We start from the raw sequence: 21,569 nt of genomic DNA on the forward strand, positions 1-21,569 counted from the left end.
TGTTTTGTCATCCCGAGGAACGAGGGATCTTCGGTAGCAGGAAGTTTTTCAGCCTCATCCGAAGATCCCTCGTTCCTCGGGATGACAAAAACTCAATAAAAACAACATTACCCTTTGAAAACGACTCTACTCCATATCACCCTCTTCCTCCTGCTCAGCCTCTCATCGTTTTCGCAGATGCAGCCGTTTACGTTGCAGGAGGTAAAGCTGACGGGCGGCCCCTTCAAGAATGCCCAGGATATTGACCTGAAGTATATTCTGGCCCTGAACCCGGATAAACTCCTGGCTCCGTACCTGATCGATGCTGGACTACCGGTAAAAGCTCCTCGCTACGGCAACTGGGAAAGCTCGGGGCTGGATGGCCATATCGGCGGTCATTACCTGTCGGCTCTGGCCATGATGTATGCTTCGACTGGGGATGCCGAACTGAAAAAACGACTCGACTACATGGTCGACCAATTGGCGCAGTGCCAGGCTAAAAATGGCAATGGGTACGTGGGCGGCATTCCGCAGGGGAAGGTGTTCTGGGAGCGGATTCACAAAGGCGATATCGACGGCAGCAGTTTCGGACTGAACAACACCTGGGTGCCACTGTACAACATTCACAAGCTGTTTGCGGGCCTGCGCGATGCCTATGAATACGCCGGAAATCAGCAGGCCAGACAAGTGCTGATTGGCCTGGGCGATTGGTTTGTGGAACTAATAAAACCTCTGTCCGACGAGCAGATTCAGCAGGTACTACGCACCGAACATGGCGGTATCAACGAAACCTTTGCCGATCTGTACATTCTGACCAACGACAAAAAGTACCTCGAAACGGCGCAGCGGATTTCGCACCGGGCCATTCTGGAACCGCTGCTGGAAAAACAGGATAAACTGACGGGTCTGCACGCCAATACGCAGATTCCGAAGGTAATTGGGTTTGAGAAAATCGCCACGCTCACGGGTAAGGCCGACTGGTCGGAAGCGGCCCGGTATTTCTGGCAAAACGTGTCGCAGACGCGTAGTGTGGCATTCGGTGGCAACAGCGTGCGGGAGCATTTCAACCCAACTACGGATTTCAGCCAGGTGCTACGCTCGAATCAGGGGCCGGAGACCTGCAACTCATTCAATATGCTTCGCCTGAGCAAAGCCCTGTTTCTGGACAAAAACGATGTGAGCTATCTGGATTTCTACGAACGGACGCTCTATAACCACATTCTGTCGAGCCAGCATCCCGAAAAAGGCGGTTTCGTGTATTTCACGCCCATTCGGCCTAACCACTACCGGGTGTATTCGCAGCCCGAAACCAGCATGTGGTGCTGCGTGGGGTCGGGGATCGAAAACCACACCAAATACGGCGAATTGATCTATAGTCACACAGCCAACGATCTGTTCGTCAACCTGTTCATTCCATCGACGGTGAACTGGACGGACAAAAGTGTAAAACTCACCCAGCGCACGGAATTTCCGTACCAAAATCAGTCTGAATTACTCATAGAGACAACAAAACCACAGGAATTTTCTGTACACATCCGCTATCCTAAATGGGCCGAAAACTTCACCGTTCTGGTGAATGGCAAGGTTCAATCGGTGGATGCAAAACCGGCGAGCTACGTGGCCGTTCGCCGGAAATGGAAGTCGGGCGATAAAGTGACGGTACGCTTCAACACCTCGACGCGGCTGGAGTATTTGCCCGACGGCTCGAACTGGGCGGCCTTTGTGAACGGCCCCATTGTGCTGGCCGCCAAAACATCGACAAACGACCTGACCGGGCTCTTTGCCGACGACAGCCGGATGGGGCACGAAACAAAAGGCAAACTGTATCCACTCACCAACGCTTATGCACTCGTGGGCAACCCTGCCACGTACCTGACACAGCTCAAGCCCGCAAACAGGCTCCGCTTCAAGCTGGACTCGCTGACACTACAGCCGTTTTACGAGGTACATGATGCGCGTTACCAGATGTATTTTCCAACGTTTACCAAAGCAGCCTTCGACGAGCAGAAAGCCCGGTTGAAACAGCAGGAAGCCGAGGCTCTGGCTCTCGACGCCAACACGGTTGATAAGGTAAATTGTGGCGAACAGCAGCCCGAAGTTGACCACCAGTACAAAGGCGACAAGAGCGATTCCGGCTACGACGACGAGCAGTTCTGGCGACGTACCCGTTCGTTTGTCACATACCAGCTACAGAACAAAAACCAGATGGGTAAGTACGTTGACATCCGTGCTTTAGACACTATCAAGCTGGACAATTTGAACTTCCTGATCAATGACAAACCAGCCGATATTCTTTTGTCAGAGGGGAAAACGATCCGGCTCAAAGCTGATAGTCAGGATGTGATTTCACTGAAAATCACGGCTATAAATGGAACGACTACTCCTCGCTTTAATCAAATTAGACTTGTAACGCAGTAACGTATGATTCACTTTAGCCGGAACAGAAGAACAATGATTACCCCTAAATGTGTCACAACAACACTATTGGTGTTTTGCTGTGTACTGAGCGCTCTGGCACAGTCTAATTTTACCAGTAAAACCATTGGCGTGGGGGTGGTAGTCGCCGACATCGAACGCTCGCTTGACTTTTACGTGAATGGCATCGGCATGGTTAAAACGGGCAGCTTCACGATCAACGAAGAGTTCGGGAAACGCTCCGGCCTGACCAATGGTGTAGCCACAAACGTAACCATCCTGAAACTCGAAAACAGCCCCGAAGCCACCGACTGGAAACTGATGAGCTTCGGCAAGAAGGCGTCACATCCGAAGCCAACATACATTCAGGATGATACGGGCATGCAGTACATCACCATTCAGGTGAAAGCGCTACAACCTATTATTGACCGGCTAACGCAGATGAAGGTGAAGTTTTTGGGTAGTACGCCCACACCCCTGAACGACAAGGCGCAGTTCGTTTTTGTGCAGGATCCTGATGGAAATTTTATTGAACTGATTGGTCCGCTGGAATAAACCGTTTTGTCTTGTTATCGGGTGTTTTTGTCATCCCGCTTTTGTCATCCCGACGAAGGAGGGATCTTCGGGAATAGCAATACATTCTAGCACCCGAAGATCCCTCCTTCGTCGGGATGACAAAAAAAGGTCACGATAATGCCTTCGTAGAATAGCGTAAAACTTTTATAATAAGGTGATTACATGAAAACCATGCTTTCCCGATATGGTTTGCTTGTGCTTCTGCTGATTCAATTCTCAGCGATAGCACAAACCGCCCATAACCCCATTCTTTTTGCCGACGTACCCGACATGGCCATGATCCGCGTAGGCAATACCTACTATATGAGCAGCACGACCATGCACCTGAGTCCGGGCCTGCCGATCATGAAATCGAACGACCTGGTGAACTGGCAGATGGTCGGCTACGCCTACGATACGCTGGCGAGTGTAGATGCGCTGAACCTGACCAATGGCAAAAGCACCTACGGTCGTGGGTCATGGGCCAGCAGTCTGCGCTACCACAATGGCACCTATTATGTGACCACCTTCGCCCAGACAACGGGGAAAACGTATATCTACACGACGAAGAATATTGAAAAAGGCCCCTGGAAAGCCACTTCGTTTTCGCCGTCGTACCACGACCATAGCCTGTTTTTTGATGACGACGGGCGGGTTTACCTCATTTATGGAGCAGGAAAGCTCAAACTGGTCGAGCTTGCAGCCGATGCGTCAGGTGTAAAACCCGGCACCACCGAGCAGGTTATTATTGAAAACGCCAGTACCCCATCGGGAACGGGCGGTGGCCTGCCTGCCGAAGGATCGCAACTGTTCAAGGTCAACGGTAAGTATTATCTCTTCAACATCACCTGGCCCAAAGGCGGTATGCGGACGGTGGTCATTCACCGTGCCGACAAAATCACCGGCCCTTGGGAAGGCAAAATAGGGCTCCAGGATTTAGGGGTCGCACAGGGCGGGCTGATCGATACGCCCGATGGAAAATGGTATTCGTACCTGTTCCGCGACTTCGGCGGGGTGGGCCGGATTCCGTATCTGGTGCCGGTACGCTGGGAGGATGGCTGGCCTGTGCTGGGCGACAACGGCAAAGTGCCCCAAACGCTCAACCTGCCCGCCAGCAAAGGACTGATTCCCGGCATTGTAAACGCCGATGAGTTTGCCCGTAAAAAAGGTGAGCCCGCTCTACCACTCGTATGGCAGTGGAACCACAACCCCGACAACAGCCTCTGGTCGGTGTCGGAACGGAAAGGTTACCTGCGCCTGAAAACCGGCCGCACGGACACCTCATTCGTGATGGCCCGCAACACCCTTACCCAGCGCACCATCGGTCCCGAATGTTCGGGGTCGACCATGCTCGATGTCTCGAATCTGAAAGAAGGCGATTTTGCGGGACTGAGTCTGTTACAAAAGAATTACGGACTGGTGGGCGTGAAGGTCGATAACGGAACGAAATCGATTGTCATGGTGAGTGCCAGTTCGGGGAAACCGGTTGAGGTACAGCGCGTTCCGCTGGGCCAGAAAACGGTATACCTGAAAGCGGAATGCGATTTCCGCGACCGCAAAGACACCGCTCATTTCTTCTACAGCCTCGACGGTAAAGCCTGGGCCGCCATTGGCGAACCGCTAAAGATGCCGTACACTATCCCGCATTTTATGGGCTATCGCTTTGGATTGTTCACCTACGCCACCAAAGAAACAGGTGGCTACGCTGATTTTGATTACTTCCGAATCATAGATACAATCGTAGCGAAACAATGAAGGCAGTGAATAGGATAGAGAGTTGTCTTTCAGTATAAAATTTTGATTAGTAGTGGATTATTGAAGATGCGCCGTTTTTGTCATGCTGACGAAGGAAGCATCTTCGGATGAGACTCTTTTTAAATTACCGAAGATGCTTCCTTCGTCAGCATGACAAAAACGGCGCTTGAATGTACTATACGTTACCAAATGACTATGAATCGAATCTGTTTACTACTACTTTTTGTCTGTATCGGCTTTAGCGGATACGCTCAGGACAAAAACTTTTACATCTTCCTCTGTTTCGGGCAATCCAACATGGAGGGGAATGCCAAAATCGAACCGCAGGACACCGTCAACGTGAACCCTCGGTTTCAGGTAATGGAAGCCGTGGACTGCCCAGCTATCAACCGAACAAAAGGGAGTTGGTACACCGCTGTGCCGCCCTTGTGCCGCTGCAAAACCGGGCTTACCCCCGCTGATTATTTTGGCCGCGAACTGGTGGCTAATCTCCCCGAAAAGGTCCGGGTGGGTGTGATTAACGTGGCCGTAGGTGGCTGCAAAATCGAGCTGTTTGACAAAGACCATTACGAAGCATACATCACGACGGTGCCGGGCTGGATGAAAAATTTCATCAAAGAATACGACGGAAATCCATACGCCCGACTGGTCGAGATGGCCAGGCTGGCGCAGAAAGACGGCGTCATAAAAGGCATTTTGCTTCATCAGGGCGAGTCGAACACCAACGATACACTCTGGACGAAAAAGGTGAAGGTGGTGTACGATAACCTGATGAACGACCTGGACCTGAAACCCAGAAAAGTGCCGTTGCTGGCGGGCGAAACGGTCAACGCGGATCAGGGTGGCGTTTGTGCGAGTATGAACAAGATCATTGCCACGTTGCCGCAAACTATCAAAAATGCCCACGTAATTTCATCGGCGGGCTGTACCGATTCGGCCGATAACCTGCACTTTAATGCCGCCGGTTATCGGGAGTTAGGCAAACGATACGCCACGCAAATGCTGTCGTTGCTGGGCTATAAACCGACCGCGTCCAACTAAAACGATTACTACCCTGGCGCAAATCGCCAACCTGCCTCGGCATGCTTTATCCTTCGTCCAATTGATCTGGTAACTCTTACCTACTGCTAATCATGCTTAAATCGTTTTTCATTCCGCTAGCGCTTTGTTTGCTGACAGGTCTTGCCGGATTTGCGCAGCCAACATCTCCTCAACCCGTTGGCCCGCTGCCCAGCGAAAACCAGTTGCGCTGGCAGAAAATGGAATACTATGCCTTCATCCATTTTTCGATCAACACCTATACAGATATGGCCTGGGGCCTGGGTAACGAAGACCCGAAGCTGTTTAACCCCACTAAACTGGATTGCCGACAATGGGCGCGGATCTGTAAAGAGGCTGGTATGAAAGGCATCATTTTTACCGCCAAACACCACAGTGGATTCTGCCTCTGGCCGTCGAAATACACCGACTACTCCGTGAAAAATATTCCTTGGCGCAATGGAAAAGCCGATATTGTGCGGGAACTGGCCGATGCCTGCAAAGAATATGGGTTGAAGTTCGGCGTGTATCTCTCGCCCTGGGATCGGAACCATGCCGACTACGGAAAACCCGAATACATTACCTATTTCCGCAATCAGTTGACAGAACTGCTGACCAACTACGGCGACATTTTTGAAGTCTGGTTCGATGGGGCCAACGGCGGGTCAGGTTATTATGGCGGGGCTAACGAAACCCGTAAAATTGATTCGAAAACGTATTACGACTGGCCGAACACGTACAAACTCGTGCGGAAGCTCCAGCCCAAGATCGTCATCTGGAACGACGGTGGGGACCGGGCTGACCTGCGCTGGGTGGGAACTGAAGCCGGATATGTGGGCGAAACCAACTGGAGTCTGTTGAATGCAACCGGCGATGTGCCCGAAGAACAATTGCGCCACGGCGTAGAAAACGGCAATGCCTGGGTACCGGGCGAAGTAAACACCTCCATTCGACCTGAGTGGTTTTACCACGAGCGCGAAGATAGAAAGGTAAAAACGTTACCCCAATTGATGGACATTTATTACAATTCCATCGGTCGAAACGCGACGTTACTGCTCAATTTTCCGATCATGCCCAACGGCCTGATTCATGAAAAAGACGAAAAAGCCGTGCAGGCATTTGCCAAAGCGACAAAAGAAGCTTTTGCCTTGAATGTGGCTAAGAATGCTAGTGTTACGGCCTCGCAGACAAGGGGGAAAAGCTCGGCCTACGACGCCAGCAAAGCCATTGATGCCGACAAAGAAAGCTATTGGGCTACAGATGATGCCGTTCGTAATGCATCGTTGACGCTGAAATTTGCCAAACCCACCGCTTTTAATCGGTTTCTGGTGCAGGAGCCCATCCGCCTGGGGCAACGGGTCAAATCGTTTACTGTAGAAGCTTTGGTCGATGGTAGCTGGAAAGAAATTGCCAAAGAAACGACCATCGGCTATAAACGCATTCTTCGATTTCCGACCGTTGACGCCACGCAACTGCGCCTGACGATTCTGGACGCCAAAGGCTGCCCCTTAATTTCAAACCTCGAAGTCTATAAAGCCCCACTGATTCTAACGCCCCCCGTCATCACCCGCGACCAGGCCGGGGCTATTCACCTCAAACCCGGTGATACCGAATCGGAGTTGTATTATACCCTCGACGGAAGCTCGCCCACCGCAACCGCTACCAAATACACAGCTCCCGTAAAAACCAGCAACGGTAAAGTTGACCTAAAGGCGATTGCTTATAATCCGTTCACGAAACAAAGCAGCATCGCCAGCGAAGAAAAGTTTGACATAGCCCGCACGAACTGGAAAATCGTAAGTACAGACGCCAAATCGGCCTATCAGGTTTTAGATGGAAATCCGGCGACCTCATGGCACCAAAGCAAGGGCCAACCGATGCCTGCCGACTTACTCATTGATCTGGGTAAAGAAGAAAATCTGACGGGTTTCCGGTATTTGCCTGCTCAAAACTGGTGGGAAGAGGCCAGCATCATCACCCACTACCAATTTGAGGTATCCGCCGATAATACCAACTGGAAACGGGTCAGTGAAGGTGAGTTTTCGAACATCAAGAACAGCCCAGTTTGGCAAATCAAAACCTTTGAACCCACCAAAGCCCGATACATCAAATTACGTGCCCTGAAAACTACGCAGGATGGCTCGGTACCGGGCTATGCGGAGATCGACATTATCACTCAGTAAAAGATTTTTTGACAGGATTAACAGGATTGACAGGATTTGTCTTTTGCGCTTGCCCGAAAAAATCCTGTCAATCCTGTTAATCCTGTCAAAAAAGCCAATAATCCTAAACCTTGATAAACGATGAACCAACAACAAATCCGTCGATTTTGGCTTACCTGGGCCATAATCTGCCTGTACAACATGGCGCTGGCCCAGCCGCCCCGTGGGCCGCTGGTAGTATCGCCCCAGGTGAACGCCGACAAGACCGTTACATTCCGCTATCAGGCTCCGCAGGCCAAATCGGTAGAACTAAGTGCGCAGTTTGAGAAAGGCCCCGTGCCCATGGCCAAAGATGCGCAGGGCATCTGGAGCGTGACGGTTGGCCCTGTCAAGCCCGACATTTACCCCTACAACTTTCGGGTGGATGGCATATCGGTGATGGACCCTGCCAACGTAGCGTTCTTTCCCAACGAGCGGTTCAAGGCAAGCCTCGTCGACGTGCCCGGCGATCAGCCCCTGATCCATGCCATGCGCGATGTGCCCCACGGTTCCATCAACTACGAATATTACCCGTCGATGGAAGGGACAACGGGTTCGCTGGTCGTGTATACGCCACCGGGTTATGACCAGAAGTCAAAACAGAAATACCCGGTCTACTACCTCATCAGTGGCACAACCGATACCGAAGAGACCTTTTTTAAAGTCGGCAAAACCAACCTGATCCTGGATAATCTGCTAGCCGAAGGCAAAGTGAACCCCATGATCATTGTCATGCCCTATGGCAACATAGCGGCCCGAGTAGCCGAGCAAAAAGGAGGCTCAAAACCCGCCGACCCAACCGTTCGCGACGGAGCCGATGCGGTGAAACGCGCCAACGATTTTGCGACGGATCTGGTGAGTAACGTCATTCCGTACGTCGAGGCAACCTACCGGGCTATTCCCAATCGCGAGAATCGGGCCATTGGTGGATTTTCGCGTGGGGGTGGGCAAACGCTACGGACAGCCTTTAGCAATATGGACAAGTTTGCCTGGGTGTGTGCCTACAGTTCGTACTTATCGCCCCAGGAAATGGATGGTAACTTCAGCCAGATCGTGGCCAAACCCGACCAGACCAATAAGCAACTCAAACTGCTGTGGGTGAGCGTCGGTAGCGACGACTTTCTGTACAAAGGCACCGTGGAGTTTATGGACTACCTGAAGGCGAAAAAGGTAAACTACAAAAGCCTGATCACCGACGGCGGCCATACCTGGATGAATGTGAAAACGTACGTTGCTGCCACCACGCCACTACTCTTCCAACCCTAATTCCTGCACCCATGAAACGCATTTTATATATTCTTCTGGCTGTTTTTTCTTGTGGCGTTTCAGTCTTAGCCCAGCAACGACCACCAGCCATTAGTTCGCCCGATGTGCACCCCGACCACAGCATTACGTTCCGGTATTTCTCCCGAAACGCGAAAAAGGTGATGGTTTCCGGCGAGTTTTTGAAAGCGCCCGTTGCCATGACCAAAGATACCTCAGGCATCTGGAGCGTGACGGTGCCGCCAGTGAAGCCGGACATTTACCCGTATAGCTTTACCGTGGATAGCGTTCAACTGGCCGATCCCAGCAACACCTACATATTCGCCAACGAGCGGTTTAAGCGTAGCATCGTGGACATACCCGGCGATCAGCCCCTGGTGCATTCCTTGCAGAACGTACCCCACGGCAAGATCAGCTACCGCTATTATAAGTCCGGTACGTTGGGCACCACCCGTCAGTTGCTGGTGTACACCCCGCCTGGTTTCAACGCAAACAGCAAAACCAATTACCCGGTGCTGTATCTGATTCACGGCGGCTCCGACACCGAAGAAACCTGGACGAAAGTAGGTCGCGCTAACCTGATTGCGGATAACCTGATTGCGCAGGGCAAAGCTAAACCCATGCTCATCGTGATGCCTTACGGCAACGTTCGTCCGGCCCCCATGCCCGACTTTACCAAAGACATGATTAACGACATTGTTCCGTTTGTAGAAGCTAACTACCCCGTCATCAAGGAGAGCACAGGCCGGGCGGTGGCGGGCTTTTCGGTGGGGGGTGGCCAGACGCTCAACATCGGCCTGACCAACCCCTCTACGTTTGCTTACGTGTGCTCGTATGCGCCCTATACAGCCACCGACGAATTCAAAGCGAATTTTTCGAACTGGTCGCCCAATGCCGAACAGATGAACAAACAGCTGAAACTGTTTACGATCAGCGTCGGTACGGAAGACTTTTTGTATGAGCCGGTGAAGCAGAATATAGCGATGTTCAACGAGAAGAAAATCAACGTCAAACCACTCATCGTACCGGGTGGGCATACCTGGATGAACTGCAAGCTGTACCTCGCCAACACGTTGCCGCAGCTTTTTAGGTGATGATTTTTTTTGTCGTTCATCGGAATGACAAAAACGCGCTGACAAGAACAAGATCAAAACCAATCACAATCAACCCCCTAAACCCAATGACTTTCAAAACACTAGCTGCATTCGTGGGAGCCACGTTAATCAGCGCAAGTAGTTATTCGCAAATGGCGTCGGCCATCGCGGAAGATTTCAAACCGTCCTCGCTCAACCAGCCGGGGCAGGAGTACCCGCAGGTAAATTCGCAGGGTTACGCCCGGTTCCGGATACTGGCCCCCAAAGCCGATAGTGTCCGGGTGAGCCTGGGGCTGGGCGGCCGGGGAGGAACCATCCTAACCAAAGGGGCCGACGGCTTCTGGACTGGCACGACGGAAGGCCCGATGGACGAAGGCTTTCATTATTATAACGTTAAGATCGACGGCGGGAAATTTAACGATCCGGGTGCCCTGAATTACTATGGGTCCGTGCGCTGGGAAAGCGGCATTGAGATACCGGCTCATGATCAGGATTTTTATGCCCTGAAAGACGTCCCGCATGGGAATGTGCAGCAGATTCTGTTCCCTTCTAAAAGCACCGGTACATCCCGCCGGGCGTTTGTGTACACGCCACCGGGCTACGAAAAAGACAAATCGAAAAAATACCCAGTGCTGTATCTGCAACACGGTTGGGGCGAAGACGAAACGGCCTGGAGCAATCAGGGGCACGCGAACCTGATTATGGACAACCTGATCGCCGACGGTAAAATCAAGCCGTTCATTATCGTGATGACTTATGGTATGACCAATGAAGTGAAATTTGGGAAGATCAGAGAATTCAAGATCGACCCATTCCAGACGGTTCTCGTCGATGAACTGATTCCGTACGTGGATGCTAATTTCCGCAGCCTTGCCAATCGGGATAATCGGGCTATGGCGGGTCTGTCGATGGGGGGCATGGAAACCAAAATGATTACCCTCAATAAGCCGGATGTGTTTGGGTACTATGGCCTGCTCAGCGGTGGTCTATACACGCCAGACGACATCAACGGCAAGGTGAAACCGAAGCTTGTATTCATTAGCTGCGGGAGCAAAGAAAAACCAGATGGCGTAACCAAAGCGGTGACTGACCTGAAAGGAGCCGGGTACAATGCCGTCTCGTACGTTTCAGAGAAAACGGGGCACGAATTTCAAACCTGGCGTCGGAGTCTACACGAGCTTGCCCCGTTGCTGTTTAAGTAAGCAATTTGTCTACTCTTAAATAGGAAGGTTTTTTGTCATCCCGAGGAACGAGGGATCTTCGGGTGAGGCTGATAACACCTCCTGCTACCGAAGATCCCTCGTTCCTCGGGATGACAAAAAACTCAAAAATTAATTGGTATTAACGAAAAACGATAGACACGAATGAAACGATTCGTATTTGTAGTGGCCGCCATCAGCCTGTTGAGCTTCGGCAGTTACGCCCAAAAAATCGAGAAAGAAGCGCCCAAAGGCTTCGATCAGGTACGCTCGGGTATCGCCATGGGCAAACTGGATTCGGTTCAGTATGCCTCAAAAACCGTTGGTACCACCCGAAAAGCGTTAGTGTACACACCGCCGGGCTTCAATAAAAAGAAAAAATACCCGGTGCTGTATCTCCTGCACGGCATCGGGGGCGATGAAAAAGAATGGCTGAACGGTGGCAAACCTCAAGTGGTTCTGGATAATCTATATGCCGAGAACAAACTCCAACCCATGATCGTAGTAATGCCCAACGGCCGCGCCATGAAAGACGACCGGGCGGTAGGTAATATCTTCGACAAAGACAAGGTCGAAGCCTTTGCCACTTTTGAAAAAGACCTGTTAACGGACCTCATACCGTTCATCGAGAAAAAATACCCCACCCTGACCGACCGTGAGCACCGCGCTATTGCCGGGCTGTCGATGGGAGGGGGGCAATCGTTGAATTTCGGATTGGGTAATCTGGACAAATTCGCCTGGGTGGGCGGCTTCTCGTCGGCTCCCAACACCAAGCGGCCTGAGGAACTGGTACCAAACCCCGAAGCCGCTAAAAAACAGTTGAAACTGCTCTGGATTTCCTGCGGAGATCAGGACGGACTTATCAGCTTCAGCAAACGTACGCATGATTATCTCTACCAGAATGGAGTACCGCATGTGTATTACATCGAGCCGGGCGTCCACGATTTCAAGGTTTGGAAAAATGGCCTGTACATGTTCTCACAGTTTTTGTTCAAGCCGGTCGATGTAGCCTCGTTGACTAAGTACAGCGTTCTGGGAACGCCCGCAGCCACCAACGCCCGCAACGCCAAATACCCGCAAATTCTGCCTGACAACCGCGTGGTTTTCCGCGTCAAAGCGCCCGACGCCCAGAAAGTACAGGTCGATTTGGGTAAGAAATACGACATGGTGAAAGACACGAGTGGTTTCTGGACGGCCACCACCGATTCCATCAGCCGGGGTTTTCATTATTACTCGCTGCTGATCGACGGAGTAGCCATTGCCGATCCGGCCAGTGAAGCCTTCTATGGCATGGGACGTATGGCCAGTGGCATCGAAATTCCAGACAAAGACGGCAGTTTTTACGCCATGAAGGACGTACCCCACGGCGACATTCGCATCAAACGCTACCTCTCCAAAGCCACCAACAGCTGGCGCGAAATGTACGTGTATACGCCACCGGGTTACGACAAGTCGACCGAAAAATACCCGGTATTGTATCTGCTGCACGGCGGTGGCGAAGATCAGCGCGGTTGGGCCACGCAGGGTAAAACGGATATGATTCTGGATAACCTGATCGCCGACAACAAAGCCAAACCGATGATCATTGCCATGCTCGACGGCAACGTGGGCAATGCCGGTGGTCTGGCCGGTTTCAACGAAAACGTATTGAAGTCATTTGAAAACGAACTGAAACAGGGCGCGATTCCCTTTGTCGAAAGCAATTTCCGGGTCGAAGCCGACGCCAAGAGCCGGGCATTGGCGGGCCTGTCGATGGGTGGATTACAGACGTTGTATGCCGGTATCAAAAACAACGACCTGTTTTCGTCATTGGGCGTGTTCAGCTCGGGCTGGTTCGCCAATAACGCAAAACTATCTGATCCACAGTATGACTTTATGAAAGCGAATGCCGCTACCATCAACTCAAATCTAAAACCGTTGTGGATTTCGATGGGAGGGAAGGAAGATATCGCCTACCAGAATTGCCAGGTGATGATGAAGAAGTTTGATGAACTGGGTGTCAAATACCAATACAGCGAGTACGCCGGAGGCCATACGTGGCCGGTCTGGCGACACGATTTGTTCCAGTATGCGCAGGTGCTGTTCAGGTAAAAGAAAGACTCAACTAAAAATCGTTACCGCATATGCTACTGAAAAAACAGGCCATCGCCATCAGCACGATTGCACTTTTACATACGCTCAACCTGCCCAATACGGCGTTCGCCCAACCGATTCCTTCGCTGAAAGATACCTTTAAAAAAGACTTTGGCATTGGAACCGCACTGAATAACGCACAGATCGATGAGCGGGACCCTCAGATGACAGCCTTCATTGTGCGTCAGTTCAATAGGGCTACGCCGGAGAATATCATGAAGTCGGCACTGATTCATCCCGGCTGGGACACCTACAATTTCGAGATGTCCGATAAACTGGTTGCCTTCGGCCAGAAGCACAACATCAAAATCAACGGGCATACATTGGTCTGGCACAGTCAGTTGCCGTCGTTCATCCGGGGTATTCATAGTGCCGACTCCATCCGGACGTTTTTTACGAATCACATTAAAACGGTCGCTGGTCGCTACGACGGGAAAGTGCTTTCATGGGATGTTGTCAATGAAGCGCTGAACGAAGATGGGACCATGCGAAAATCCGTTTTCCTGCAATACCTTGGCGATGATTTCGTCACAGAAGCGTTCCGGCTGGCCCAGCAGGCTGCCCCTAAAACGGAGCTGTACTATAACGATTACAACAACGAACAACCGGCCAAGCGGGCGGGCTGTATCGAACTTGTGAAAAAGATCAAAGCCGCCGGGGTACGTATCGACGGCGTAGGCATTCAGGGACACTGGCACGTTGGCAAAATACCTCTGAAAGACATTGAAGAGAGCATCCTTCAGTATTCGGCTCTGGGGGTGAAGGTCATGTTTACCGAACTGGACATCGAAGTACTGCCCCGCAATTTTCAGGGCGCCGACGTCGGCCAGCGCATGACCGCTAACGCCCAGTCGAACCCGTACCCTGATGCCTTACCCGACAGTGTTCAAACCCAGCTGGCTGCTGATTACGAAGCTCTGTTTAAGTTGTTCCTCAAGCATAAAGACAAAGTCACCCGTGTAACGTTCTGGGGTGTAAACGATGGCAATAGCTGGTTGAACAACTGGCCTATCCGCGGCCGAACCAGCTACCCACTGCTATTCGACCGGAACAGCCAACCTAAACCCGCTTTTGAGAAGGTGATTGCCCTGAAGAAATAAGGATTCTGGGAGATCTGTTTGTAAATGTTGATGATCTTTCCAACTGCATTAATACAAAACCAGGAAGACACAGTTAATCCTGCAATAAATATACACAGCTCTATTTTGGGGGTATATGGGGTGGTCAATTGCAACGCTGGAACGGCAATTATTACAATCCGGAAGGCGCATTGAATCAAAAAGAAGAGGTCGCGTATCTGCCCCACGTTGCCCGGTTAAGTGCCGATAGGAAAAGCGTCGCTGAGCTGGTTCGGGGGCAGATACTAGATGAGAATAGGAAACCCTTTCTGGTGAATCCGTTCCAGGTTAATTTTCTCATCTACTGTCGATTAGGAAGGAAAGCACGTTAACAGAACGCCTGACAACATGAGTAAGCCATCGAAATAAATATAATAGATATAATCTGATGGCTGAGTTGCCATACGCTGGGCCGTTAGACCCAACAGAATCATTGGGACACTCAGGCAAATAATAGTCCAGGTATGAAGACCTTGTTCGTATAAACTGACAACCGTTAGCCCAAAGCAGACGATGATACTGTAGAAAAACCAACGAATCTGATTTTCAGGCAGCATCGACGCCATTGTTAACCATTTGGATTGCCGATCAATGGCCCGGTCTCGATAATCGAACCAGAGGGCAATGCTATAAATAAACAAAAACCGATTCAGGAGCCAGATCCCAATAAATACCCAACCTGGTAATTCAAAAGGTTTTGCAACTATCAATGGGATGGCCGCTGTAACATAGGTCCACACCAGGGCAAGATAAACAGATTTTAAGACGGCAATGCGACGCAGGATGTTAAAGATTCTCCAGTCAATTTTGGGCGCGGTGTACAAAAACGTCAGGAAGACAACAGGTAATAAATCAAGTAAAAAAGGTCGTAAATAATTTAATAGCCAAAGACCTAATCCTGAAGTACAGATAAACAGGAGCAGTAACGTTGTCTTGTGATGTTGATTCCAGCGACCCCGGTTGGAATAATCTCCTGACGAATCAGTTAAATACCAATGTAGTGAGTAACTACCCAGCGTTCCCATAAATATGAACGAAAGGAAATACACAGGTAACGTAAATCGGAACAGATAAGCCGTGGTCTGGCACATGATGACCGCACAAACCGCAATGTACATATTGCTGAAGAGTACGAATTGAAGAAGATCGTCAGAAAATTTAGCGATTCGGTTAAGCATACCTAAAACAACTCAGAAGATCGGCGATGAAAATTTTGATGATCTTTTCGCGGTGCCGCACAAAAATCTGGTCACCTCATAGCCAAGTTCGCTGAGTTGCAGGGCGATGTTAGCCGCAATAATCAGGTTGTCCTCTACGACGAGCAACTTCACGGGGGTGTCCATGGCAGTAAGTGGGCTTTCGTCAAAAAAATAGGCCAAAGTAGCGAATCCGAAACGAAGTAAACTTAATTTTTAATAGTTGTGAAGATCAATGGTCTAATCAAGTGAAGCCATTCGGGAATGGGATGGTTAGTTACAGGCAGTAGACCTTTTTAAGTAGGAAAAGGGCTGGATTAATTTTACTAACAGGTTACCCCAAGTTTCTCTGGAACTACTAGTTTGCTGCCAATGAATCGTAGAGATTTTCTTGCCCTGACCACCAGTGCTTCCGCTGGGCTCCCCTTGTTGCAGTGGGGAGAAGATACCCCAATCCCAATTATTGACACCCACATTCACCTGTTCGACACGACTCGCCCACAAGGTGTGCCCTGGCCGACCCCCAAAGACCGCCTTCTATACCAGCCCGCCCTTCCAGACCGCTATCGAAAGATAGCAGCGCCCCTCGGAATTGTGGGTTCAATTGCCGTGGAAGCCAGCCCCTGGCTTGAAGACAATCAGTGGGTACTTGATGTAGCTGCCAGGGACAGGATCATCGTTGGAACCGTGGGTAATCTGGAGCCGGGTAAGCCGGATTTCCGCCAACAGCTCGGACGCTTCCAGCGTAATCCTTTGTTTCGCGGTATCCGGTACGGTAACCTTTGGGATCGGGATTTGCCTGGCCAACTGTCGAATCCTAAGGTTGTAGCGGATCTTGGATTTTTAGCCCAGGCAGGCCTTGTGTTGGATACGGCGAATCCGAATCCTGCTCTACTGGCGGCCATCGTGCGGGTCACGGATCAAGTACCAGCGCTGCGGGTAGTTATTGATCATCTTCCCCAAATGGCAACGCCGGCAGAGGCTGTGGCCCTTAAGGCTTACGAAGCCCATTTACAGGAATTGGGTAAGCGGCCTCAGGTTTATGTGAAGGTCTCGGAAGTGCTGCGTCGAGTGGACGGAAAAATTCCGCAGACACTCAGCTTCTACCGGGCACGACTGGATGAGATCTTTGGCATCTTCGGTGAAGATCGGGTGCTGTACGGGAGCGACTGGCCGAACAGCGATCAGTGGTTACCTGTTGACGTAGGGCTGAGCTTAGTGCGTGAATACGTCACGGCAAAAGGTAGACCCGTGGCCGAAAAGTACTTCTGGAAGAATTCAGTTGCTGCGTATCACTGGCGGAAGCGCGTTCCGTCACAGCCTGGGTAGCCCTAGTGATCAGCTAACCAAATCAGCTTCTTAAGTACTGGGACTTATTTAAATGGATAATGAATAATGAATAATGGATAATGGATAATGAATAATGAATAATGGATGGTTAATGGGTTGATAGTCAATGGCATGTCATTGTTGATTATTCATTATCCACCGTTCATTTACTTACTTGTTGAAATGAACGGTGGCAAACTTTATGAAATTGTTCCAATCGTAGGCCGTTAAGTTATGCTCCCCTTCCCGAATATGATAGCCTAACGACGCGTTACTAATGGGTTGGTTTATACCTGGCGGATTAGCGGGTAGATTGGCGTCAATTCCGTATAACGTATACACACGGCTGGCAGTTTTCAACGATAAATAGGTTCCTCTGGGGTCAGCCCACAGATCCTTCGATGCATTGGTCACATACAGCGGTCTTGGGGCAATTGCGGCAAGCAGCATATGCTGATCTACGGGTAATGAATCTTCGTTGTTATTGAATTTTTTGTAATTTTTGGCAAACCAGTGCGGAAAAACGGTATTGATTCGGCTGATCGTTTCGCCAAATCGCCTGCGGGATAAGGCCGCCCCGGTATTCCCCGAACAATTAGAAAAACACATGGCAAACCGTTGGTCCTCGGCAGCTGCCCACAGGGATGCTTTCCCACCACGGGAATGGCCAACAATAGCCACCTTTCTGGCGTCAATAGCTGGGTCTTTTTCAAAATAATCCAGTACCCGGCTAGCTCCCCAGGCCCAGGCGCCAATGGCCCGCATGCCGTTAGTAGCGGTTACTTGCTCGGGGTAAAGCTGAAGCATGCCATTTACATACCTGGCCGTATCATCAGGAGCCAGATCGCTAACATGAAAAGCCGCAATGGCATATCCACTGTCGATTGCCATTTCGGCTGGCCAGAAATCGCTTTTATGGGCTCGGGTGGGGTCCGTATTTTCTTTCCCCCGGTTGTTAATCAGCAGGAAAACCGGCGCTGGTACCTTTAACTTAGTCGGCACAAAAAGAACAAGGTTTATTTTTACCAGTTTCTGGTTATGAACCACCTCAATCAATACTTCTTTCAGCGTTGCTTTGCCAGCCATGGCGCTGGCAGTTTCACGGGTTACCGAGTAGGTAAGGCGGTCAACGGCTTTGGGCATCTGGCCGTATACATTTTCTTCAAACAGTTTAATGATTTCGGGACGTCTTACCTGTTCCCATGTTGTCTTCGTACGAACGTCCAGATTAGCGGTTGTTTTTAAAACGTCCGGTAAGGTATAAGCCGGGACTTTTGATTCATCATAATTTGCCTCCCCCGTATGTTGGGCCTGTAGCTTGAGTAGAGCACCCAAAAAGAGGAAGAACAGGACAAAACGTCGTACGTATAGCATGAGAAGGGTTTACTGAAAAAATGACTTACGCTTAGTTATATCCTGCGAGGGAGTATTGACAGGTACTCAAATGTACGATCTCAACGCCAATTTGAATCAGGTCTGATTCAGATGAACGCCTTGATTGCAGGAGAGGTAACGATTTAATCCCTGGCCATCCCAATAAGTCGTATCGGTAATGTGACTTGACCTCAGGGCTCGTTCACATACTCCAGCAAATCACCTGGCTGGCAGTCCAATGCTTTACAAATGACCTCGAGGGTCGTGAATCGTATGGCTTTGGCTTTCCCGGTTTTGAGTACCGAAAGATTGGCCAGGGTGATGTCTACTTTTTCTGATAATTCATTCAATGACATTTTACGCTTGGCCATCATCACGTCCAGGTTTACAGTAATCGGCATGAGTTATACAGTTAATTCATTTTCTGATTGAATTTCCACACCACGTTTAAAGACTTGCGAGATAATGAACACCAGGCCAGCCATAAATAAGAAGTTGTCAGTGGCCCCGCTGTCAAAAATCTCGCCGGTTCGTTTTAGTAACCAAGAGGTGTAGGCATTGCTCAACAGGCCGACAATCCAGGTTCCGAATAAGACATAGCTGACCTTTTCGAGGATATTCGCTACTTCTATTTTGAAGGGGTTCGCCAGGGTTATCTTTGATAAGATCCTGGTTACCAGATAAAAGACGTGTGCTTTCATCATCAAAATCGCAACCATGAAGGAGACAAGGCAGACATAGTAGCCGAAGTTTAATTGTCGGAGGCTGTCCAGATCTAGTCCCTTGTAAAGGTTTTTGGCGGCCTCGGGATTTACAAAGCTTACACCAAAGGAAATCAGAATGGCACCCGTTTTTATACAAAGCCCAATATAGGCTATCCAGGTAATGATTTGCATCACACTCAGGATCTGACTTGTGTTTGTTGGTTTGAGTTTCATTTTATTGATTTTGGCTAATTTTTGATCAAATATAGATAATTATTTATTGATAAACGATAAAAATAAAAAAATAATGAGTTGCCCTTACTTAGAGCAGCTGCTGCTAGGATTGAAACATATGACAGCGTGGGTTGCCTCATCTCGGATGGCAGACGCGAACGAGTAGGATGATTGGTTGCAAGGGACCTGCTGAAAAAACAGAAATAAGGCCGGTGCAAGCCTGCGATAATTCACAAAAGCTTAATGTACGTTTGGCTGTTTAGTGCGCCACCCATGCCAATTTTGTGGCTATGTCTGAGCAAGCGCTGAGTGACGACGAACTAGTAGCCCTGCTTCGTTATGACAACGAGGAGGCATTCCAAACGCTGTACAAACGCCATTGGTACGACTTTTTTGCAATGGCAAATCGCAAACTCCGCGATGAAGACCTGGCCGCCGATGTTGCCCAGGAATTGTTTCTCCGGCTCTGGCAAAAGCGCAAAACACTGCTGGTCAGTAACCTGAAGGCCTATCTCACCACGTCTCTCAAACACCTGATTATTGACCACGTTCGCACCCAATTACACGGCGAACAGTATGCCAGCCACTTCCTCTATACCGCGCCCATTGGTACCCTCGATACGGCCAATACGGTTCAGTTTACTGAACTCACCGAATCGCTCAATCAGGCGTTGTTACAGTTGCCCGACAAAACGCGCGAAGTGTTTATCTTGAATCGCTTCGAACAACTACCCATTCGCGAAATAGCCCTCCGGCTGGGCCTCTCCGAAAAAGCCATTGAATACCACCTGTCCCGGTCCCTTACCTTCCTGCGGGCTCACCTGCACGATTACGCTACGGCCGTTGTGCTGACCCTTGTGCTGGGTCGTTAACAAAAGGATAACATTGGGGGCTTAGGGAATTTTTCGACTTGATCGTCTCTCTTACTGAAGGCGGTTCAACAACAGGGCTGCTGCCAACTGATTCCATGGACCCATTACAACTCCGGGCCTTATTGACCAAATACCAAAACGGCGACGCATCCGCCAGCGAACGGGCGCAGGTTGACGCCTGGTACGACGCGCTGGATGCTGAACCTGAATTGACCCGAGCGGCTTCCGATAAGCAGACGTTTATCGAACGCCACTGGCAACAGGTAGCCGGACAAATCAGTCCGTCGAATACCATGAGGCCGATGCCCACCGTCGTTTATCGCCTGGCTGCTGCGGCTGTTGTTGTATTGGGGATTGGATTAGGCTGGTACTTTCTGATGAATCTGGCGCGGGAAGCGGATTCCGGTCGCCTGACTGCGCAGACAGGCAAACGGGAGTTGGTGAGCAAAACAAATGAGTCCAGCCAACCACTTCGGGTAGCGCTATCCGATGGTAGTACCGTTACACTCAAACCAGGCAGTCGTGTACAGTACCCTCCGAGGTTTATCGGCAATCGGCGGGAGGTTCAGTTGATGGGGGAGGCATTTTTTGAGGTCACTAAAAATCCGGAGCGTCCGTTTCTGGTCTATGCCAATGGACTAGTTACGAAGGTGCTGGGAACAAGTTTTACCATTGTGGCCGATGCCGGTAAGCCCACCGCCGAGGTAGTGGTTCGAACGGGGCGAGTGGCCGTTTACCGACAAACGGATAAACAGGAAAATGAGTCCGATCTGGTGCTGAAACCCAATGAGAAGGCGACATTTTTTCGCGCTGACAGCCGCCTTGTGAAATCACTGGCCGACCATCCCGTCGTACTACGGCCAGCGGCTATTAAAACGCATTTTGTATTCGACGATACGCCCGTTGCCAGGGTGTTTCGGGAGTTGGACGATGTGTATGGCATACATATCTCCTTCGACGAGCAGGCACTCGTCAATTGCACGCTAACGGCCAATCTGGCTAATCAACCCCTATCGGCCCAACTGGATATGATTTGCTTATCCATTGGGGCTACCTATCAAATTAACGGTACCCGTATCCAAGTCAGCAGTCGGGGCTGTCCTTAAAAAC

At 50.4% G+C, this 21,569-nt stretch carries 19 protein-coding genes; 14 read left to right on the top strand and 5 right to left on the bottom strand.

What is annotated here, in order from left to right; all coding sequences use genetic code 11:
• Nucleotides 1-114: 114 nt before the first annotated feature.
• The 11 genes from EXU85_RS08885 (at nucleotide 115) to EXU85_RS08935 (ending at nucleotide 15,082) form a co-directional block, all read left to right on the top strand.
• A complete protein-coding gene (locus tag EXU85_RS08885; RefSeq protein ID WP_142771741.1) occupies nucleotides 115-2,397 on the top strand; it encodes a glycoside hydrolase family 127 protein in 2,283 nt (760 codons plus the stop codon).
• Nucleotides 2,398-2,430: 33 nt separating this feature from the next.
• Nucleotides 2,431-2,949, top strand: a complete 519-nt coding sequence (locus EXU85_RS08890) for a VOC family protein (RefSeq protein ID WP_142771742.1) — start codon at nucleotides 2,431-2,433, stop codon at nucleotides 2,947-2,949.
• 183 nt (nucleotides 2,950-3,132) lie between these two features.
• A complete protein-coding gene (locus EXU85_RS08895) occupies nucleotides 3,133-4,704 on the top strand; it encodes a glycoside hydrolase 43 family protein (RefSeq protein WP_142771743.1) in 1,572 nt (523 codons plus the stop codon).
• Nucleotides 4,705-4,893: 189 nt separating this feature from the next.
• The gene (locus EXU85_RS08900) at nucleotides 4,894-5,745 is read left to right on the top strand and encodes a sialate O-acetylesterase (RefSeq protein ID WP_142771744.1); all 852 of its coding nucleotides are present in this window, start codon (nucleotides 4,894-4,896) and stop codon (nucleotides 5,743-5,745) included.
• Nucleotides 5,746-5,837: 92 nt separating this feature from the next.
• On the top strand, nucleotides 5,838-7,925 hold the full coding sequence (locus tag EXU85_RS08905; protein ID WP_142771745.1) for an alpha-L-fucosidase: 2,088 nt from the start codon (nucleotides 5,838-5,840) through the stop codon (nucleotides 7,923-7,925).
• A 120-nt stretch (nucleotides 7,926-8,045) separates the two neighbouring features.
• Complete coding sequence (locus tag EXU85_RS08910) at nucleotides 8,046-9,209, top strand: esterase (RefSeq protein ID WP_142771746.1); 1,164 nt, start codon at nucleotides 8,046-8,048, stop codon at nucleotides 9,207-9,209.
• Between the two features lie 11 nt (nucleotides 9,210-9,220).
• Nucleotides 9,221-10,300, top strand: coding sequence for an esterase family protein (locus EXU85_RS08915; RefSeq protein ID WP_142771747.1), 1,080 nt, complete (start codon nucleotides 9,221-9,223; stop codon nucleotides 10,298-10,300).
• A gap of 86 nt (nucleotides 10,301-10,386) precedes the next feature.
• Nucleotides 10,387-11,502, top strand: a complete 1,116-nt coding sequence (locus EXU85_RS08920; RefSeq protein ID WP_142771748.1) for an alpha/beta hydrolase-fold protein — start codon at nucleotides 10,387-10,389, stop codon at nucleotides 11,500-11,502.
• Nucleotides 11,503-11,664: 162 nt separating this feature from the next.
• Nucleotides 11,665-13,590, top strand: coding sequence for an alpha/beta hydrolase-fold protein (locus EXU85_RS08925; RefSeq protein ID WP_142771749.1), 1,926 nt, complete (start codon nucleotides 11,665-11,667; stop codon nucleotides 13,588-13,590).
• A gap of 32 nt (nucleotides 13,591-13,622) precedes the next feature.
• Nucleotides 13,623-14,732, top strand: a complete 1,110-nt coding sequence (locus EXU85_RS08930) for an endo-1,4-beta-xylanase (RefSeq protein ID WP_142771750.1) — start codon at nucleotides 13,623-13,625, stop codon at nucleotides 14,730-14,732.
• A gap of 128 nt (nucleotides 14,733-14,860) precedes the next feature.
• Nucleotides 14,861-15,082: a hypothetical protein gene (locus tag EXU85_RS08935; protein WP_142771751.1), complete on the top strand. Its 222-nt coding sequence runs from the start codon at nucleotides 14,861-14,863 to the stop codon at nucleotides 15,080-15,082.
• Here the strand turns inward: EXU85_RS08935 and EXU85_RS08940 are convergent.
• The gene (locus EXU85_RS08940; RefSeq protein ID WP_142771752.1) at nucleotides 15,062-15,928 is read right to left on the bottom strand and encodes a hypothetical protein; all 867 of its coding nucleotides are present in this window, start codon (nucleotides 15,926-15,928) and stop codon (nucleotides 15,062-15,064) included. The genes EXU85_RS08935 and EXU85_RS08940 overlap by 21 nt on opposite strands.
• A gap of 12 nt (nucleotides 15,929-15,940) precedes the next feature.
• Nucleotides 15,941-16,093, bottom strand: a complete 153-nt coding sequence (locus tag EXU85_RS36130) for a hypothetical protein (RefSeq protein WP_371731993.1) — start codon at nucleotides 16,091-16,093, stop codon at nucleotides 15,941-15,943.
• A gap of 225 nt (nucleotides 16,094-16,318) precedes the next feature.
• On the opposite strand from EXU85_RS36130, the gene EXU85_RS08950 reads away from it, so the two are divergent.
• Nucleotides 16,319-17,275 carry an amidohydrolase gene (locus tag EXU85_RS08950; RefSeq protein WP_142771753.1) on the top strand — a complete coding sequence of 319 codons (957 nt, stop codon included), beginning with the start codon at nucleotides 16,319-16,321 and terminating at the stop codon, nucleotides 17,273-17,275.
• Nucleotides 17,276-17,446: 171 nt separating this feature from the next.
• On the opposite strand, the gene EXU85_RS08955 is transcribed toward EXU85_RS08950, so the two are convergent.
• The 3 genes from EXU85_RS08955 to EXU85_RS08965 all read right to left on the bottom strand — a co-directional run bounded on the left by EXU85_RS08955 (nucleotide 17,447) and on the right by EXU85_RS08965 (nucleotide 19,587).
• Nucleotides 17,447-18,649, bottom strand: a complete 1,203-nt coding sequence (locus tag EXU85_RS08955) for an acetylxylan esterase (protein ID WP_142771754.1) — start codon at nucleotides 18,647-18,649, stop codon at nucleotides 17,447-17,449.
• Between the two features lie 191 nt (nucleotides 18,650-18,840).
• Entirely contained in the window at nucleotides 18,841-19,050 is a 210-nt protein-coding gene (locus EXU85_RS08960) for a helix-turn-helix transcriptional regulator (RefSeq protein ID WP_142771755.1), read from the bottom strand.
• A 3-nt stretch (nucleotides 19,051-19,053) separates the two neighbouring features.
• Nucleotides 19,054-19,587, bottom strand: coding sequence for a DUF2975 domain-containing protein (locus EXU85_RS08965; RefSeq protein WP_142771756.1), 534 nt, complete (start codon nucleotides 19,585-19,587; stop codon nucleotides 19,054-19,056).
• Nucleotides 19,588-19,877: 290 nt separating this feature from the next.
• Here EXU85_RS08965 and EXU85_RS08970 point away from each other — a divergent pair, with 290 nt between their 5' ends.
• Both EXU85_RS08970 and EXU85_RS08975 read left to right on the top strand, forming a co-directional pair.
• A complete protein-coding gene (locus EXU85_RS08970) occupies nucleotides 19,878-20,459 on the top strand; it encodes an RNA polymerase sigma factor (protein ID WP_142771757.1) in 582 nt (193 codons plus the stop codon).
• A 95-nt stretch (nucleotides 20,460-20,554) separates the two neighbouring features.
• Nucleotides 20,555-21,565, top strand: coding sequence for a FecR family protein (locus EXU85_RS08975; RefSeq protein ID WP_142771758.1), 1,011 nt, complete (start codon nucleotides 20,555-20,557; stop codon nucleotides 21,563-21,565).
• Nucleotides 21,566-21,569: the final 4 nt, after the last annotated feature.

The organism is Spirosoma sp. KCTC 42546, from assembly GCF_006965485.1.
In the GTDB taxonomy this organism is placed as follows: Bacteria; Bacteroidota; Bacteroidia; order Cytophagales; family Spirosomataceae; genus Spirosoma.

What these genes read in the sequence shown, in the direction of transcription:
- EXU85_RS08900 (WP_142771744.1), top strand. Translation starts at nt 4,894, where the DNA reads ATGACTATGAATCGAATCTGTTTACTACTACTTTTTGTCTGTATCGGC.
- EXU85_RS08915 (WP_142771747.1), top strand. Translation starts at nt 9,221, where the DNA reads ATGAAACGCATTTTATATATTCTTCTGGCTGTTTTTTCTTGTGGCGTT.
- EXU85_RS08940 (WP_142771752.1), bottom strand. Translation starts at nt 15,928, where the DNA reads ATGCTTAACCGAATCGCTAAATTTTCTGACGATCTTCTTCAATTCGTA.
- EXU85_RS08925 (WP_142771749.1), top strand. Translation starts at nt 11,665, where the DNA reads ATGAAACGATTCGTATTTGTAGTGGCCGCCATCAGCCTGTTGAGCTTC.
- EXU85_RS08895 (WP_142771743.1), top strand. Translation starts at nt 3,133, where the DNA reads ATGAAAACCATGCTTTCCCGATATGGTTTGCTTGTGCTTCTGCTGATT.
- EXU85_RS08890 (WP_142771742.1), top strand. Translation starts at nt 2,431, where the DNA reads ATGATTACCCCTAAATGTGTCACAACAACACTATTGGTGTTTTGCTGT.
- EXU85_RS08965 (WP_142771756.1), bottom strand. Translation starts at nt 19,587, where the DNA reads ATGAAACTCAAACCAACAAACACAAGTCAGATCCTGAGTGTGATGCAA.
- EXU85_RS08920 (WP_142771748.1), top strand. Translation starts at nt 10,387, where the DNA reads ATGACTTTCAAAACACTAGCTGCATTCGTGGGAGCCACGTTAATCAGC.
- EXU85_RS08975 (WP_142771758.1), top strand. Translation starts at nt 20,555, where the DNA reads ATGGACCCATTACAACTCCGGGCCTTATTGACCAAATACCAAAACGGC.
- EXU85_RS08950 (WP_142771753.1), top strand. Translation starts at nt 16,319, where the DNA reads ATGAATCGTAGAGATTTTCTTGCCCTGACCACCAGTGCTTCCGCTGGG.
- EXU85_RS08970 (WP_142771757.1), top strand. Translation starts at nt 19,878, where the DNA reads ATGTCTGAGCAAGCGCTGAGTGACGACGAACTAGTAGCCCTGCTTCGT.
- EXU85_RS08905 (WP_142771745.1), top strand. Translation starts at nt 5,838, where the DNA reads ATGCTTAAATCGTTTTTCATTCCGCTAGCGCTTTGTTTGCTGACAGGT.
- EXU85_RS08910 (WP_142771746.1), top strand. Translation starts at nt 8,046, where the DNA reads ATGAACCAACAACAAATCCGTCGATTTTGGCTTACCTGGGCCATAATC.
- EXU85_RS08960 (WP_142771755.1), bottom strand. Translation starts at nt 19,050, where the DNA reads ATGCCGATTACTGTAAACCTGGACGTGATGATGGCCAAGCGTAAAATG.
- EXU85_RS08955 (WP_142771754.1), bottom strand. Translation starts at nt 18,649, where the DNA reads ATGCTATACGTACGACGTTTTGTCCTGTTCTTCCTCTTTTTGGGTGCT.
- EXU85_RS36130 (WP_371731993.1), bottom strand. Translation starts at nt 16,093, where the DNA reads ATGGACACCCCCGTGAAGTTGCTCGTCGTAGAGGACAACCTGATTATT.
- EXU85_RS08930 (WP_142771750.1), top strand. Translation starts at nt 13,623, where the DNA reads ATGCTACTGAAAAAACAGGCCATCGCCATCAGCACGATTGCACTTTTA.